Source organism: Streptomyces sp. 12E, from assembly GCF_055633275.1.
In genome coordinates this window covers 140973-157642 of record NZ_JBVNCJ010000001.1, presented here as the reverse complement: position 1 = coordinate 157642, position 16670 = coordinate 140973, and the positions used below count along the sequence as shown (strand labels likewise).

At 74.9% G+C, this 16670-nt stretch carries 5 protein-coding genes and 2 pseudogenes; 5 read left to right on the top strand and 2 right to left on the bottom strand.

Annotated features, from left to right (window positions below; translation table 11 throughout):
- Positions 1-13 precede the first annotated feature (13 nt).
- Complete coding sequence (locus ACZ8ZB_RS00780) at positions 14-733, bottom strand: IS6 family transposase (protein ID WP_470735774.1); 720 nt, start codon at positions 731-733, stop codon at positions 14-16.
- A gap of 67 nt (positions 734-800) precedes the next feature.
- On the opposite strand from ACZ8ZB_RS00780, the pseudogene ACZ8ZB_RS00775 reads away from it, so the two are divergent.
- Positions 801-932: pseudogene (locus tag ACZ8ZB_RS00775) on the top strand (IS6 family transposase); the annotation flags it as partial.
- Positions 933-1058: 126 nt separating this feature from the next.
- Positions 1059-1321 (top strand): annotated as a pseudogene (locus tag ACZ8ZB_RS00770) (transposase); the annotation flags it as partial.
- 78 nt (positions 1322-1399) lie between these two features.
- Here the strand turns inward: ACZ8ZB_RS00770 and ACZ8ZB_RS00765 are convergent.
- On the bottom strand, positions 1400-3757 hold the full coding sequence (locus ACZ8ZB_RS00765) for an ATP-binding protein (RefSeq protein WP_470735773.1): 2358 nt from the start codon (positions 3755-3757) through the stop codon (positions 1400-1402).
- A 518-nt stretch (positions 3758-4275) separates the two neighbouring features.
- Between ACZ8ZB_RS00765 and ACZ8ZB_RS00760 the strand changes: the two genes are divergently transcribed.
- The 3 genes from ACZ8ZB_RS00760 (at position 4276) to ACZ8ZB_RS00750 (ending at position 16650) form a co-directional block, all read left to right on the top strand.
- Positions 4276-6831 carry a metallophosphoesterase family protein gene (locus ACZ8ZB_RS00760; RefSeq protein WP_470735772.1) on the top strand — a complete coding sequence of 852 codons (2556 nt, stop codon included), beginning with the start codon at positions 4276-4278 and terminating at the stop codon, positions 6829-6831.
- Entirely contained in the window at positions 6828-10493 is a 3666-nt protein-coding gene (locus tag ACZ8ZB_RS00755) for a DUF6603 domain-containing protein (RefSeq protein WP_470735771.1), read from the top strand. The genes ACZ8ZB_RS00760 and ACZ8ZB_RS00755 overlap by 4 nt, the downstream gene beginning before the upstream one ends.
- 61 nt (positions 10494-10554) lie before the next feature.
- Positions 10555-16650, top strand: coding sequence for a hypothetical protein (locus ACZ8ZB_RS00750; RefSeq protein WP_470735770.1), 6096 nt, complete (start codon positions 10555-10557; stop codon positions 16648-16650).
- Positions 16651-16670: the final 20 nt, after the last annotated feature.

Here is a 16670-nt window from a genome sequence, read left to right as displayed (position 1 = left end):
TTCCGGGCTGTGCTCAGGCCGTGGTGGTGAGGCCGGCGACGCCGGTGATCTGCTCCCGGATGGCGAAGCGGACGGTCATCTCGGCTCGGTGGGCGGCGGCGGTCATCAGATGACGGCGGGGCCGGAAGTGGGGTGAGATGCCGTTGAACGCGGCCAGGAACCGCTGTGCTCCGCCCACCGGGCGGAAGCCTTTCATCGCCCGCTCGCGTTGCCTGGTGGGCTGGTGGCTGTTCTCCGCCCGGTTGTCCAGATACTTCGACTGCCGGTGTTCGACGCAGGGCATGACCTCTTGGTGGGCGGCGCCGTAGGAGCGGAGCTTGTCGGTGACGATCACTCGCGGCACCGCGCCGGTCTTCTGCAGAAGTCTGGGCAAGAAGCGCCTGGCCGCGGCCCTGTCCCGGCGGTTCCGCACCAGGATGTCCAGGACGCTGCCGTCCTGGTCGACCGCCCGCCACAGGTACTGCAACCGCCCGTTGATCTTGATGAAGACCTCGTCCAGATGCCGCTTGTCCCCAGGCCGAGGCCGCCGGCGGCGCAGCGCGCCTGCGTAGGCCGACCCGAACTCGGCGCACCAGCGGCGCACCGTCTCGTAGGAGACGACGATCCCGCGCTCGAGCATCAGCTCCTCGACCTCGCGCAACGACAGCGGGAAACGGAAGTACAGCCACACACGGTGGGAGATCACCTCGACCGGGTACCGCTGCCCCTTGTACGACAGCGACACAGCCCCCACGGACAACCCCCTCCAGCACGATCAACCAGAAGATCATCCCACCCGGCCAACCAACGTGACAGCGCCCTTCCGCAGCGTCGGCGCAGCCCAGCGGTTCCTGTCCGCCTTCAGCGGCATCTCGCCCCGCTTCCGCCCCCGACGGCACCTGATGAACGCCCCCGACCACCGCACCGAGATGACCACCCGCTTCGCGCTTTAGGACCAGATCACCGGCACCGTCGGCCAGCCCACCGCAGCTTGAATCAAGACTGAAGGCCTGGGCCAGCCCCACCCTGGCACCACGTCGGATACCCACATGCCCAACAACGTGACAGCGCCCGTCACTCCGCTGCGGGTGTCGCACACCGGCGGGCACCGCAACGACATCACGCAGCTCCTGCCGCTGGTCGACGGCCTGCCGCCGGTGCGGGGCAAGCAGGGCCGCCCCGGCGCAAGCCCCGTACCGTTTATGCCGACCGTGGCTACGACCACGCCAGCCACCGCTGCCGACTGCGTGAGCGTGGCATCGTCCCGAAGATCGCCCGGCGCGGTCAGCCCCACGGCTCGTGCCTGGGCCGTGTACGGTGGGTTGCCGAGTCCGCCATTGCATGATTCCACGGCCCTCGAGGCCACCCGCCGCGGCACCGGCCCCCCCTCCGCCGCCTGCCGGACGGTGCCGTGTGTGGTTCAGCGTCCGTCCGGGGCTGTGGCGTACTCCGTGATCTCCTCCAGTGTCATCGCGCGACCCGCCGCCACCGCGTCCGCGTACTCCCGGCCGTCCAGGGAGGCGCGGGCGCGGGAGGCGGCGCGTTCGCGCAGCGACTCGTCGGGCAGGTAGTAGCCGTACACGTCGGCCCCGGCGGTCTCGCGCAGGGACCGGGCGGCGCCCAGCAGGGTCGACACCCGCACCGGGTCGCCGGTGGTGGTGTCCTCCACCACCGCGAGCGTGTCGAGGAAGTAGGCCAGGTTGGCGAGGTCGCGGACCTGTTCGGACAGGCGGATGCCCTCCTCCAGGTAGCCGCGGGCCGTCTCGTGATCCCCCTGTTCGATGGCGGCCTGGGAGAGGTTGAACAGGGCCACGAACGTGGTGAGCCGGTCGCCGCGGGCCCGAGCGGAGGCCAGCCCCCGCCGGATGGGCGCCTCCGCAGCGGCCGGGCCGGCCGTCACCATGACGGCGGTGCCGAGCCACACGTGGGTCAGCGACTCGATCCACTCGGCGCCGGGACCGGCGTGGCGCGCCAGGCGTATCGCGGAGCGGAACAGGACCGCCGCCGTCTCCGGGTTCCCGTCGGCGAGCGCGACGAGGCCCGCTCCGGGCCGCGCGTGCGCCAAGGCGACGTCGTCCTCGGCCGCCAGCCCGTCCTCGCACGCCTGTCGCCAGTGGCGGTCGGCCGCCGTGAGGTCGCCCTGGGCGAAAGCGATGGCCGCGGCGGAGGCGCGCGCACGGGAACGCAGGCTCGCCGGCAGCGGGTGCTCCAAAGTCGCCTCCAGCAGGCGGCGGCCGAGGATGAGACGTCCGCGGATCCACCAGTACAGCCACAGCGCCCAGCCGAGGCGCGCCGCCGTCTCCGGCTGCTCGTTGTCCAGTGCCCAGGTGATCGCCGCGGCGAGGTTGCCGTCCTCGGTCTCGGTGAGGGCCAGCCACCGAACCTGGTCCGCGCGCTGGTACTCCGGTGCGGCCCGCTCGGCGAGCGTGAGGAAGTACGCGGCGTGGGCGCGTCCCGCCTCCAGGGCCTCGGACGCGGTGAGGCGGGTCCGGGCGTACTGGGCGACCGGTTCGAGCATGTGGTAGCGGACCGGGCGGCCGGGGAGGCAGACGGCGGTGACGAGGGACTGCTCGACCAGGCCCTCCAGTGGGCGCAGCGCGCCGCCGGGGCCCGCCACTGCTTCCGCGGCCTCCAGGGTGAAGCCGCCCGTGAACACCCCCAGGCGTCGGAACAGCCGTTGTTCGTCCTCCCGCAGCAGGTCGTGGCTCCAGTCCAGGGTGGTGCGCATGGTCCGCTGACGCCACGGCAGGTCGCGCGGCCCGCCGAGCGTCATGGCTTCGTCGAGCCGGGCGAGCAGCGTCTGTGGGTCCAGGGAGCGGACGCGTGCGGCGGCGAGCTCCAGGGCCAGCGGGATACCGGAGAGCCGGGCGCAGATGGCCGCGACCGTGGCGGCGTTCTGCGGCGACAAGCGGAAACCGCCCGCGACGGCCTGTGCCCGCTCCATGAACAGCCTGACGGCGGGGGACCAGGCGACCTCCTCGACGTCCGGATCCGGTCCCGAGGGGAGCGTGAGCGGACGCACCGGATACTCGTTCTCGCCGAGCAACCTGAGCGCGGCCCGGCTGGTGACCAGCACCGTGAGCAGTGGGCACGCGGCGAGCAGCCGGGACACCGCGACGGCGGCGTCGGTGAGGTGCTCGAAGTTGTCGAGCACCAGCAGCGTGCGCCGCTCGCGCAGGTGCGCGGCGAGCGCCGTCTCGGGGTCCGGTCCCTCCGGGGCGGCCAGGCCGGTGCCGCGGGCGACCGCGGGGACGACCAGGGCGGCGTTGTCCACCGCAGCGAGCGGGACGAACACGACGCCGTCGGCGAACCGGTGCGCCGTCTCGCCCGCGACCGCGACGGCCAGCCGGGTCTTGCCGACCCCGCCGGTCCCGGTGAGGGTGAGGAGGCGGACCTCCGGCTTCAGCAGCGCCGCGGTGATCTCGGAGACGTCGTCCTCCCGGCCCACCAGGGCGGTGACGGGCACCGGCAGCGCCCCCGCGATGGCACCGCTGGACGGGCCGGGCGCGTCACGGCTGTCCGCGCCGCCTGTTCCGCGCCCGCCTACGAGTAACGACGCCTGGTCGCCGGTGAAGGCGCGCAGTGCCCCGACCAGCGCGCGCACGGTGCTCGGGTAAGGCCGGCTCCTGACCCCCCGTTCCAGCGCCCCTATCGCCTGGGCGCTGAGCCCGGCACGCTCGGCGAGCTCCTCCTGGGTCAGTCCCGCCCGCTCCCGCAGGGCACGCAGCCTGGTGCCGAATGGCGCCCGGGGGTCGATGGGCCCGCCATGGCCGATCACCTGACGAAGTGTAGTAAGAGCTGCACGACCCGCACAGTACACGCACCCCTCGTGCACCTCCCACACACTTCCCGCACGGTCGGCGGTGTGCGGGCGCTGTCGGTGGCCGGGCGGCTGGCTGTGGGGGAGCGTGGTGGTGCGTCGGTGCCGGGGCCGCACGGGGGAGGAGCATCCCGCCCGTGAGGGTGGGCTTCCCGTCGGTGTGGACCGCGGCCCGCAAGTGCGAAGACCGCGTGTGGCTGAGCACGCCGGGACCCGCTGGGCTTGCGGCCGGGATGCCTCGGGGGGGAGCGGCAGTGCGGGCGCTGTGCCTCTGCTGGGACCTGCGGGACCCCGCGCCGGAACGCGCGCACGGCGTCGTTCCGGCAGCCTCGCCAGCCCCGTGCCGGTCACCTGGGGCCGGACCGGAGCAGGCCGCGGGGACGCGACGGGACGCCGGTACGGACGGCGGCCCGCGTGTGCAGGGGTGTCCGGCGAGTCGGCGCGGCGGTGGGCCGCGCCCCGGAGTAGGGAGTTTCGTGGGGATCGTGGAAAGGGGCGGCGGCATGGCCGTGCCCGTGCTGCCGCCGTTGAGTGTGGCGAATCTGCCGCTGGTGCTGGCCGGGCCGATGGTGAGGCGGGTCGACACCACCAGTGTCACGGTGTGGATGGCGCTGAAGGCGCCGCGCAAGGTGACCCTCGACGTGTACGAGGGGGCGACCGGGAGCCTGCCTCCCGAGGCCCCGGTCACGGGCACCGGCGTCACGGCCCGGATCGGTGACAACCTGCACGTCGTGGCGGTGACCGCCAGGGCGCGCTCCGGGCGCGATCTGCGGCCGGGCACCATCCACCGCTACGACCTGCGCTTCGGCGAGGACGTCTCCGCGCCGGCCGGCCCGGTCCCCGCGGGCGCGCCCGACCTCTTCTCCAAGAACGTCGTCGCATGGACCGAGGACGACGCCAAGCATGCCTTGACGTACCCGGACGCGCCGGGCGCGCCCACGCTGCCCAGCTTCGTCACGCCGCCCGCCGACCCGGGCGGGCTGCGAATGTTCCACGCCTCCTGCCGCAAGCCCCACGGCGAGGGGACCGACGCACTGACGGTCCTCGACGAGGTGCTCGCCGACGACGTGGGCTCGGCCACCGACCGCCCTCAGCAGCTGATCCTGACCGGTGACCAGATCTACGCCGACGACGTCGCCGACGGGATGCTGTACATCTGCACCGCCTACGGCCACACCCTGCTCGGCCGGGGCGAGAGGTTCCCCACCCTGCCGGAGGAGAGCCGGAAGCGGCGGCTTTTCCCGGGGCGGCGGCAGGAACTGGTCGACGAGGACTTCGGACTCACCACCACCCACGGGCGCAGCCATCTGCTGCGGCTGTCGGAGTTCCTGGCCATGTACCTCATGGTGTGGTCGCCGGTGCTGTGGCCCACCCTCCCCACGATGGGGTACTTCGCCGACCTGTACCCCAAGGAGGCGGCCGCTCTCGGCAACCCCCACGTCAGCGAGTACCGGGCCCTGCTCCACAAGCCCCGGGACAAGGAGGCCGGCGAACGCCTGGGGGACTACATCACCGAGTCCGACAGGCTGGACGAGTTCCGCGCGACCCTGCCCAAGGTCCGCCGCGCCCTGGCGAACACCGCCACCTACATGATCTTCGATGACCACGAGGTCACCGACGACTGGTTCATCTCCGCCGCATGGGTCAACGACGTCTGCGGCACCGTCCACGGACGGCAGTTCCTCGGCAACGGCCTGGCCGCCTACGCGGTGTGCCAGGGCTGGGGCAACACCCCCGAGCAGTTCGCCGAAGGACCCCTGGGCGAGGCGGGCCGCGACCTGCTGGCGGCCCTCGCCGCCCCGGACCACACCGCGCCCGGGCCCGCCGCCGTGATCGCCAGACGCACCGGCGTGCCCTCGGGCACGGACCCGGCGGGGCGGATCACGCGCGCGGACGGCTCGCTGGCCTGGCACTACTCCATCACATGGCCGGGCCACCAGATGGTGGTGCTCGACACCCGCACCCAGCGGGTCTTCCGCGAAGGCGCCCAGGACCCGCCCGCGCTGCTCTACTCCGACGCCTCCTACACCGCCATGGTGGAGGGGCCGCGCGACCAGGGCCCCGAGAAGGTCACCCTGTTGGTGTCGCCGTGCCCCGTACTGGGCTACCCGCTGGTCGAGGACTTCATCCAGCCCACGGCCCGCGCCCTCGCCTTCGACACCTACGCGAACCAGCTCGAGAACGACTACGAGGCGTGGGCGCACGACCCGCTCGCCTTCGAGAAGTTCGTCTCCCGGGTGCTGGGCCACGCCGACCCCGGCCCCGACGGGGTGCGCCGGCGCCGGGTGGTCTCCATCGGCGGCGACGTCCACTACGCCTTCGCCATCCGCATGGCCTACCACGCCGCCGTCCCGTACCGCGGACGGCCGGGCGAGGCGCGCGGGGTGATGGCCCAGCTGACCGCAAGCTCGCTCAAGAACGAGACCGGGGGCACGGTGCTCCTGCACCGCCTCGGCTACGGCCCCGATCGCTCCTCGGCCGAGGTGCCGTCCACCCGACGGGCCGGCTGGGCCAACGCCGACGGCGAAGGGGTGGCCGTGCGGATCGCTGGGCTCGACGGCGTCCGTACCAGCGTGGTGCGCGAGGTCCCGGCCGTCTACGAACTCCCCCCGCGGTCCACCCTGAGGAGTCCGGCGCCCGAGTGGGAGTACCAGCTGGACTACTACCGCCACAACGACCCCGACGGGAAGGCCCCGCGTCCGGGGAGGCCCGCCCCGGTCTCCTACCCCGCCTGGGGTGACCGCCGCGCCGCCCTGGCCCAGTACGTGCAGGCGGCCGGCAACCACGACGGCTACATGAACCTGTGGGGCAGCGGCAGGGAGGTCGTCGGCCGCAACAACATCGGCGAGATCCAGTTCTCCTGGGGCGCCGGTGACGCCAAGTCGGTCATCCAGACGCTGTGGTGGCACCTGCCCGGCCCCGGGTCCGGCGCCCCCCTGACCCGGCTGGTCGTCCCCCTGGACGTCGGCCCGGCCACAGAACTCGCACCGGAGGCCCCGTCCGGCCCCGACACCGAAGGACTGCCGGAATGAACCACACACCCGAGCCCGGCGCGGCGGCCGGCGGAACGCCGGGCGACGAGATCTCAGCCAGTGCGTTCTCAGCCAACGAGATCCCGGGCAACGAAGCTCCGGGCAACGAGGCCCCGCCGACCGCCACGGACCCCGGGCCCGATCCCGGCGGCCCCGAGCTGCCCGACGGGAGCGAGCCCGACGACACCGGGCCGTCCCTCGACGCCCAGAGCGCCCTGGTCACCGAGATCCTCCACCTGATCTCCCCGCTCACCGACGCCGTCACCAATCCCGGGCATCTCGCCCGGCTGCTCGCCAGGACCGGCTGGAACCCGGCCGCCGCCGGCGGACAGGCCGCCGCGGACGTGGCCACCTGGCTGGAGACCGCCACGAGCGCGGTCGGCGGCCTCCAGGAGCTGGCCGCTCACCCGCCGCAGGACCTCGCAGGACTCGGCCGCCTGCTGGACGTCATCGGCGACGCCATGGCCCTGGTGCGCGACGTTCCGCCCGCGCTGGGCGCGTTCGACGCGGCGGCCTTCGCCGAGGACGTGGTGCACTATCTGGTCGCCGACTGGCTGGGCCGCCACCACGAGGTTCTCTTCTCCGTCCTGGTGCTGCTCGGCGTGCTGGAGCTGCCCGGGGACGCCGGGCCGCAGACCGCGATCGTCAACGAGAACGGCGAAGCGGTGCGCACCGGCCTGGCACGCGCCCGGCTGCGCCCCGGGCGGCTGGCCGACCTGGTCCGCGACCCGGTCGCCGCGTTGCGCTCGATCTACCTCCCGAACGGACTGCCGGACGACGAGGCCGCCGACGCGCTGGCCGAGAAGCTGCTGCCCCGACTCGGCGCCCTGCTGAATGCCTTGGGCGCCGAGGTCCTCGTCGGCCTGGGCGTCACCGAGGACACCGGGCTCGACGAGGCGTCGGTGGCGCTGGGGCGGCGGATGCTCACGTTCGCCGTCCCCGTCGAGACCGCCCCCGGCGTCACCGTCGAGGCTGGGGCGACCCTGGGCATCTCCTCGCCGAAGGCCGGCGACCTCGGCGTGGTGCTCGTCCCGCGCGGCGAGGTCGGCGTGGACCAGATGCTCGGCGGCGGCTGGGCGTTGCGCGCCGACCTCTCCGGCGCGGGCCCCGGCGTGGCGCTCGGCCCGCGCGGCGTCACGTTCTCCTCGGACTCCGCCGGCCGGGTGCGGCTCGGCGTTGAGCTGCGCAAGGCGGGCGCAGGCGACGCCCCGGCCGTGCTGCTCGGCACCGCGACCGGCAGCCGCCTGGAGATCGGGGGGTTCCGAGCCTGGGTCACGGCCGACCTGGAGATCCCGGCCGACGGCGGCCCCGCCAGGGACGACGTCGAGGTCGGCCTCGCCGCCGACCGTGCCGCCGTCGTCGTGGCGGGCGGCGACGGGGACGGCTTCCTCAAGCACGTGCTGCCACCGGACGGGTTGCGCGCCGAGTTCGCCCTCGGCCTGCGATGGTCCCGGCGCAAGGGCCTGGCCTTCACCGGCTCCGCCGGTCTCGACACGACCCTGCCGGTCAACGCCGGCCAGGGCGCGCTCGAACTGCTCGCCGTCCATCTCGGGTTGGACGCCACCGCCGACCCGTCCCTGCGCGCCGCCGTCACGGCGAGCGCTCGTCTGGAGCTCGGCCCGGTGCAGGTCACCGTGGAGCGGATCGGCCTCGCCGCCGAGCTGACTCCGGCGGACGGCAACCTGGGGCCGGTGGGCCTGCGCGCCGGATTCGCCCCGCCCAAGGGCGCAGGGCTGAGGATCGACGCCCGGCCGGTCACCGGCGGCGGCCACCTGTTCTTCGACCCGGACAAGGGCGAGTACGCGGGCGTGCTCGCGCTCCAGCTGGAGAGCGTCGCACTGAAGGCCGTCGGGCTGCTCACCACGAAGCTGCCCGGCGGCGAGGAGGGCTTCTCGCTGCTGATCCTGGTCTCGGCCGAGTTCACTCCGGTCCAGCTCGGGTTCGGCTTCACCCTCAGCGGCGTCGGCGGGCTGATCGGGATCAACCGCTCGGTGTCCGTGGAGACCCTGCGCGCCGGGCTGCGCGAGCGGTCCCTGGACCCGGTGCTCTTCCCGGCCGATCCGCTCGGCCAGGCCACGGGGATCATCTCCGCGCTGAACGCGGTGTTCCCGCCCACCCCCGGCCGGCACGTCGTCGGCCCCATGGTCCGCATCGGCTGGGGCACCCCGACCCTGCTCACCCTGGACCTGGGCGTCCTGCTCGAACTGCCCGCCCCCGTGCGTCTGGTGCTGCTCGGCCGACTGCGGATGGCGCTGCCCACCGAGGAGCGGCCGGCCATCGAGATCAACGTCGATGTCCTCGGCGTCGTCGACTTCGAGCGCGGCGAGGCGGCCGTGGACGCCACCCTGTACGACTCGCGGATCGCCGCGTTTGCGCTGACCGGTGACATGGCCGTGCGCGCCCGGTGGAAGGGCGAGCCGTCGTTCGCCCTGTCGGCCGGCGGCTTCCACCCGCGCTTCCAGCGGCCCGCGGGCTTCCCCGAGCTGCGCAGGATGAGCCTGTCGCTGCTGAACGGCGACAACCCGCGCCTGCGCCTGGAGGCGTACCTGGCGCTCACCTCCAACACCGTGCAGTTCGGCGCCCGCGCCGAACTGCACGCCGCCGCCCTCGGTTTCAGCGTCGACGGCATGCTCGCCTTCGACGCCCTGGTCCAGTTCGAGCCGTTCGGGTTCCAGACGGACATCGTCGGGCAGCTCACGCTCAAGCTCGGCGACCGCGTCCTGATGGGGGTCGCGGCCGAGGTCGGCCTGTCCGGACCCGTGCCCTGGCACGTGCGCGGCCGGGCCCGGTTCGACACCGCGTTCTTCGGCGGCGAGATCGCCTTCGACCGCGCCTTCGGCGAGAACGCGGCCCCGGCCGTCCCACCCGCCGCCGTGCCCGTCGCCGACAGGCTGGAGGCGGCCCTGGCCGACCCGCGCAACTGGACCGCGCAGGCCACCGGCGCCGGCAACACGGTGGTCACCCTGCGGGAACTGCCCGACGTCAAGGCGATGCTGATCGTCCATCCACTGGGCGGGCTCTCCTTCACCCAGCGGGTCGCCCCGCTCGGCGTCACCCTGGATCACTACGGCAACGCGCCGGTCGTCGGCCCGCCCCGGCTGGACCTGGAGCGGGAGTTGACGGTGGAGGACGAGACCAGGGCGCCGGGGGTCACCCTGCGGCTCGCGCCCACGCGGGACTACTTCGCGCCCGCGCAGTTCGTGCGGATGCCGGATGAGGAGAAGATCGCGGCCCCGGCCTTCGAGCGGCTGGAGGCGGGGGCCGCCGCCGAGGGCGCGCTCGCCCGGGAGCGGGACCGGCAGGGCGTGTTCGCCTCCCCGCTCATCTACGAGGAGTTCCCGGACGGCGGCGACGTCACCTCTCCCGGTACCGCTTCCGGCGTCGCGGGGCTGCGCGCCGCCGCCTCGCCAGCCGCCCGCCGCACCGGCGGAAACCGCTTCGCCACCGCGCCGCGCCGCCTCGGCGTACGCGACACCGCCTGGGCCGTCCACGGTGGCCCGCAGGCCGCTCCCCTCGGCTCGCGCGCGGAGCGAACGCCGCGTGGCACCACCTGGGCGGAGGCCGCCGAGTACCGCCGCCGCCTCGCCGCCCCCGGCCTGCGGATCCGCCCCGTCACCACCCCGCCCGCCGGTGAGCCGGCCCTCGCGGGAGGTGCCCGATGACCGGCACCGCGCGCCCGCTTCCCGTCCCATCCACCACCGACCACCCTGCCGGAGGCATCCGTTGAGCGGCCTGACCTTCCTCTCCTGGGTCCGCGAGGGCCTGGCCGCGGCCGGAGGCAAGCCCGACCCCACGTCGGGCGCCATGCCCGCCCGCACCACCGTCACCCTGCGCCCGAAACTCTCCGGCCGCGCCCCCGTCGCCGTCGAGGCCCGCCTGCTCGGCCCTGGCGACGTCACCGGACTCGACCCGGCGCAGGTGCTGCGCTCCTTCCCCGCCCCCGACAGCGACGGTGCCGAGCCGCACCTGTTCCCCGCCGTCGAGTTCGACCGGCCCGACCTGCCGTGGATGTTCACCCCCGCCGCCGCCACCGCCGAGGGCCGGCTCCGGCCCTGGCTGGTGCTGGTCGTCGTGGAGGCCGAGGGCGCCGAGCTGCTGCCCGGCGACGGCACCCTGCCCCGGCTGCGGTGCGACCGGGCGGAGCTGCCCGACCTGGCGCAGTCCTGGGCCTGGGCCCACGCGCAGGTGGCCACCGACGACGACACGGGCGAGGCCGAGGTGGACCGGCTGCTGGCCGAGGAGCCCGACCGCGCCCTGTCCCGCCTGCTGTGCCCGCGCCGGCTGCTCCCGGGGAAGGACTACCTCGCCGCCGTCGTCCCCGCCTTCGAAGCGGGCCGCCTGGCCGGGCTCGGGCGGCCCGTCCCGGACGGCGACCTGGTCCCCGCCTGGCCCGCGCCGGGCGACCGGCCCGAGGTGACCCGGTGGGAGCTGCCGGTGTACCACCACTGGCGCTTCGCCACCGGCCTCGATGGCGACTTCGAGTCGCTGGTGCGCGCCCTCGCCCCGCACGCCCTGGCCGGCGACCTCGGCACCCGGCCGCTGGACGTCGGCGACGCCGGGCCCGGCCTGCCCGCCCTGCCCGAGGGCCACCCCGGCCGCACCACGGACCTGGAGGGCGCGCTGCGCCCGGCCGGCACCGAGCCCCGCGCCTGGGACGAGGACACCGCCGCCGCGTTCCGCGCCGCCTACACGGACGTGCTGGACGCGGGCCCCTCCGGCACCGTGCTCACCCCGCCCGTCTACGGCTCGGCGCAGGCCGGGACCACCGGGCTTCCCGCCGCCGGGGACGGCCCCGCGTGGCTGCGCGACCTCAACCTCGACCCCCGCCACCGGGCCGCGGCAGCCCTGGGCGCCGAGGTGGTGCGCCGCCACCAGGAGGACCTGGTCGCCGCCACCTGGGACCAGGCCGCCGAGGTGGGAAGGGCCAACGAGGCGCTGCGCCAGGGCCAGCTGGCCCGCTCGGCGGCCACGAGCCTGCACCGTCGCCTGACCGGCCCCGCGCCGGACGCCGCTCCGCAGGCCCGCTGGGTCGGCGCGGGGATGCCGGACCGGGTGTTCGTGGTGTCGGCGGACGGCCGGCTGCTGGCCCGAGTCACCCGGAACGGCCGGTCCACGTGGGTGGACCACGGCCCGCCGCCGGGCACCACGGCGGCCTCCTCGCCGGTGGCCCTGCTGGACCGGCACGTGTTCGTGGTGGGCGCCGACGGCACCCTGCGGGAACTGTCCGGCGGCGACACGTGGGTGTGGAAGAGCCACGGCAGACCGGGCGCCGCCCCGCTGCGCGGCGGGGAGGGCGCGCTGAGCGCGGTCTCCGGCCCCGACGGCGACGAACCCCCGACTGTGTACGGCACGGACACCGCGGGCACGCTGTGGCAGCTCGCCGCGGGCGCCGGCCCGGCGTGGACCTGGGCGGCCATCGGACCCGCGGGGCGGCGCGTCACCGCGGTGCGGGCGGTCGATCCCCACAACCTCCTCCTTCTCGACACCGACGGCTGGATGATCGAGTACGCCCGCGACGGCAGGACCTGGACCGCCCGGGACCGCCGGGGCGTCCAGCCCACCAGCTTCGACCCGGCCCGGGGAGCGCCCGACCTGAACTCGCTCCTGCCGTACGCCGTGACCGCGGCCGGGGAGCTGTTCCAGGGCGGGGAGTACATTCACGGGTGGGTGTGGACCAGGCTCGACGCCCCGCCGATCGGGCGGATCGTCGGCAGGCGCCACGACGGGCGGGTGCTCCTGGCCACCACCGACGCGCGTATCGTCACCGTGCACGGCGAGGTCGCCGAGACCGGCGGCGGCAGGGCTCCCGTCGGCCCCGACCAGGTGCTGTCCGCCGCCGTGTCCGGCACACTCGTCTACGCCGTCGGCGACGGCAGGCTGATGGTCACTGACCCGGCGGGGGACGACACCTGGCGCGTCCTCGACGGACCCGGCGTCGCCGACGAGCGGGACGCGCGGACGCTGCAGATCACCTCCGCCGCCCAGGACGCGATCCCGTACGGCGACGGCACCGCCGCGCGGGAGGTGGCCCGCAACGAGGAGGCCGCCGCCGCCATGGACCCGGCGTTCCGGCGGCTCCTGCGTCCCGGCGGCCCGCTGGTTCGCCGCTCGCTGCCCCCGGCCGGAGACCCGGCGGCCGCGCTGGCCGCAGGGCTCGCCGACCGCACCGAGCGGGCCGTCCCTCCCCTGCCCGTCCCCGCAGGCCTGGCCGGGGTGGAGAACGTCTCGTCGGAAGAGACGTTCGAGAACCTGACCGACAGCCGGCTGAGCACCCGGTGGTGGGAGGAGAACCCCACAGAGCCGCGCGAGACCGTGCCGCCCGCCGTGCCGGTGATCCGCTGGGTCGGCGCGGCCATGGACAACCGGGTGTTCGTCGTCACCACGGACGGCCGGCTGATGTCCCGGGTCACCCAGGCAGGCGTGCCCGGCTGGGTGGACCACGGCGCCCCGCCCGGCACCACGGCCGCGTCCGCACCGGTCGCCGTGCGGGACCTCGACGTCTTCGTGGTGGGCGCCGACGGCACCCTGCGCCACCTGTCGTGGGACGGCGACCAGTGGGTGTGGAGGAACCAGGGCATGCCGGACGGCCGGAAACTGACCGCGGGGGAGGCCGCGCTCAGCGCGGTCGTCCGGTACCAGCCCGCCGGAGACATCTCCAACACCAACTACCTGCATCTGGCCGTCTACTGCGTGGACACCCTGTATGGCAAGGCGTGGGAATTCAGCGCGGGCGCGAACCGGAGATGGGCCTGGGAGGGGGATCTGCTGCCCTCCACAACAGCCCCCCGCGGGGGAGTCCGGGTGGTGGGCGACTGGATCCTGTACGGGCTCGATTACCGGGGGTCTCTGTACGAGTTCGTCCACGACGGCACGCGCTGGGTCGCGGCCCCCGACATCAGGGGCGTTCCACGCGTCGGTTTCGACGCGGCCCGGGGTGTGCCCGACTGGTGCGGGCACCACTACGGCGCGGCCGCCGGCGGTCAGTTGTACGAGAGCCGGCCGTCCGGCCAGGGCATCACCTGGGTGCCGTCCGACGCCCCGCCCATCGGCCGGATCATCGGCAGGGGCCACGACGGGAACCTGCTGATGAGCACCACCGACGCCCGGGTCATCACCCAGCCGGGCGGCGGCGCCCCGGTCGGCGGCGGGCGCGCCCCCGTCGGCGCCGACCAGGTGCTGTCCGTCGCCGTGCACGGCAGGTACGTCTACGCCGTCGGCGACGGGCAGTTGATGGTCGCCGACCGGATGGGCAACAACACCTGGCAGGTCCTCGGCCGCCCCGAATACGGCGGCAAGGGCTACCCTGACGCGTTTCCGCCGGTCGACATCGGCTGGCGCCCGCAGCCGGGCTTCCTGTCCAACCTGCTGGTGGGGCACGTGAGCCTCCCGGGCACGCCGCAGCTGCGCCTGGGCCGGGACACCGACTTCGACGCGTCGGTGCACGGCGGCTGGCAGCCCAAGGGCGCCGTCACCGGACCGGAGAAGCGGGCCCTCCAGGGCTTCGGCCTGGCCACCGCGGACCTGGACGGCTCGGGCCGCCCCGACGCCGTCGTCTTCTGGATCGAGGAATACAACAACCAGGGGCACAAGGGGAACTTCGGCCGCTACCGCATCGCCCGGAACCTGGACGGCAACGCCGACCCGGCCTCCTGGGTGGGCCCGGTGACCATGCCCACCCCGATGTCGACCACCACCACCGCGAGCGGCGGCTCCACCGCGGTCGTCACCGTGCAGGCCGGTAGCTGCGCCCTGGCCGACCTCGACGGGGACGGCGGCCACGAGCTGCTCGTCGCCTACGTCGGCGGCGTTTCGGGCAACAACCGGCTGTTCCTGCGGATCGGCTGGAACATCGACCCCGGCACCGGCCTGGCCCGCGGCGGCTGGTCCGACTCGGTGGAGATCCCGTGGCCCGACCGGCCTTCCTACACCGCGCCGGCCGTCCTCGCGCTGGACATCGCCGTCGCCGACCTCGACGGGGACCTGCGGCCCGAACTGGTGGTGCTGCTCGTCGAGCAGACCCCGGAGGGGCCGCGCGCCCGCTACCGCGTCGGGTGGAACATCAACGCCCGAGGCCGCGTCAAGAGCTGGGGCGACGTCGTCACCGTCCCCGGCCCCTTTCCGCCCGGCGGCACGGTGGGCATGGTGATCGCCGACTTCAGCGGCTCGGAGCGGCCCGACCTGGGGCTGCTGGTCCTCGACGACTCCGGGTCCGCCACCTTGCGGGTGGGCTGGGACGTGGAGAAGGCGACGGGCGTGCCCGGCACCTGGTCCGCGCCCGTCCAGGAGGGCGGCTGGCCGGGCGGGCGCCGCCAGGCAGTCCGGGTGGCCCTGGTCGACCTGCCCGGCGACCTGCCCGGCGACCGCCGCAAGTACATCACCAACAGATTCCGCAAGGCCGCCCAGCAGCACCAGCGCGCCCTGCTCGCCGCCTACAAGCTCGCCGATCAAGCCGGCCGCGACGAACCGCCGAAGCTGGCGACGGGTCAGGTGGCCTCCGCCGTGCGCGCGGCCGCCGACCCCGAACGCGCCGTCACCGACCGGGTGGTGGCCCGCATCGACGGCGCGGACCTGACCGGCCCGGACGCGAGGAAGCTGCCCGACCGCCTGGGCCCGCTGCTCACCCCGCCGTCGTTCACCCAGCCCATGGCCGAACTCCTCGCCGAGCTCGGCACCGGCCACCTGCTGCCCGGGACGGAGAACATCCCGCCCGACAGCGTCACCCTGCTGCGCGCCAACGCCCCGTTCGTCGAGGCGTTCCTGGCCGGCGCCAACCACGAGCTGGGCCGGGAGCTGCTGTGGCGGGAGTTCCCCACGGACCGCTCGGCGACCGCGTTCCGGTACTTCTGGGACGCCCGCGGCACGGTGGAGCCCGGTCGGGAGCAGCCCGACGTGCCGCCGATGCGCGAGTGGGGCCGGGACAGCGGGCTGGGGGAGAACCTGCGCCGCCCGGAGGGCGGGGACGACGCGGTGGTGCTGCTGGTGCGGGGCGAGGTGGTGCGGCGCTTCCCGGCGCTGGGGCTGCACGCCCGCCGGGCCCTGCCCCCGGACACCCCCGGCGGGCCGGGGCGGCTGGGCGAGCGGGTGGAGCCGGTGTTCTCCGGGCGGATCGGCACCGACGTGCTGTTCACGGGCTTCCCGCTCACCACCGCGCAGGCCCTCGGCGAGGACGGCAAGCGGGGCTGGTGGTTCGTCTTCGAGCAGCACCCGAGCGCGCCTGCCTTCGGGCTGGACCACCCGCCGAAGGCGCCGGAGTACGGGAAGACGCCCAAGACCTGGCAGGACGTAAGCTGGGCGTCGGTGGCGGACAGCGCCGAGGAGCTGGCGGCCCTGCGCCACGCGGGCATCCGCGCGCCGTTCGGCACCGACCCGCTGCCGCTGTACCCCGCCGCGACGGAACCGAAGGTGTCCTGGGGGCACAACGCGGCCGCCATGGCGCACATCACCCTGCAACGGCCGGTCCGGGTGGCCCACCACGCCTCCGCGCTGCTGCCCGTGCCCGGCCCCGGGCTGCGCGTCAGCCACGTCCGCACCCGTGTACCGGGCGACGGCGAGGTCTTCGTGCGCGAGGTCGCGGGCCGGCACCCGGACGGCCGCTGGTGGCGGATGACCCGCGCCGAGGCGCTGGACGCGCTGGACGGGCGTCAGCGCCTGTACGTGGAGCCCGCGCCGGGCGAGCGGGTGCCGGTCACCGCGGTCACCGCCGGCGGGACGCGCGGGCTGCGAGCCGCCGGCCCCGGTACCGCCGACCACCTGCTGACGCTGCCGGACATCCCGGAGGACGCGTACGCGGGCCGCCCGGCCCTCCCGTCCGCCCGCTGAGGCCGGGCGCCCTCCGGGCC

Bases quoted from the DNA above. Each gene is read 5' to 3' on its own strand.
- ACZ8ZB_RS00755 (WP_470735771.1), top strand. From the start codon at position 6,828: ATGAACCACACACCCGAGCCCGGCGCGGCGGCCGGCGGAACGCCGGGC.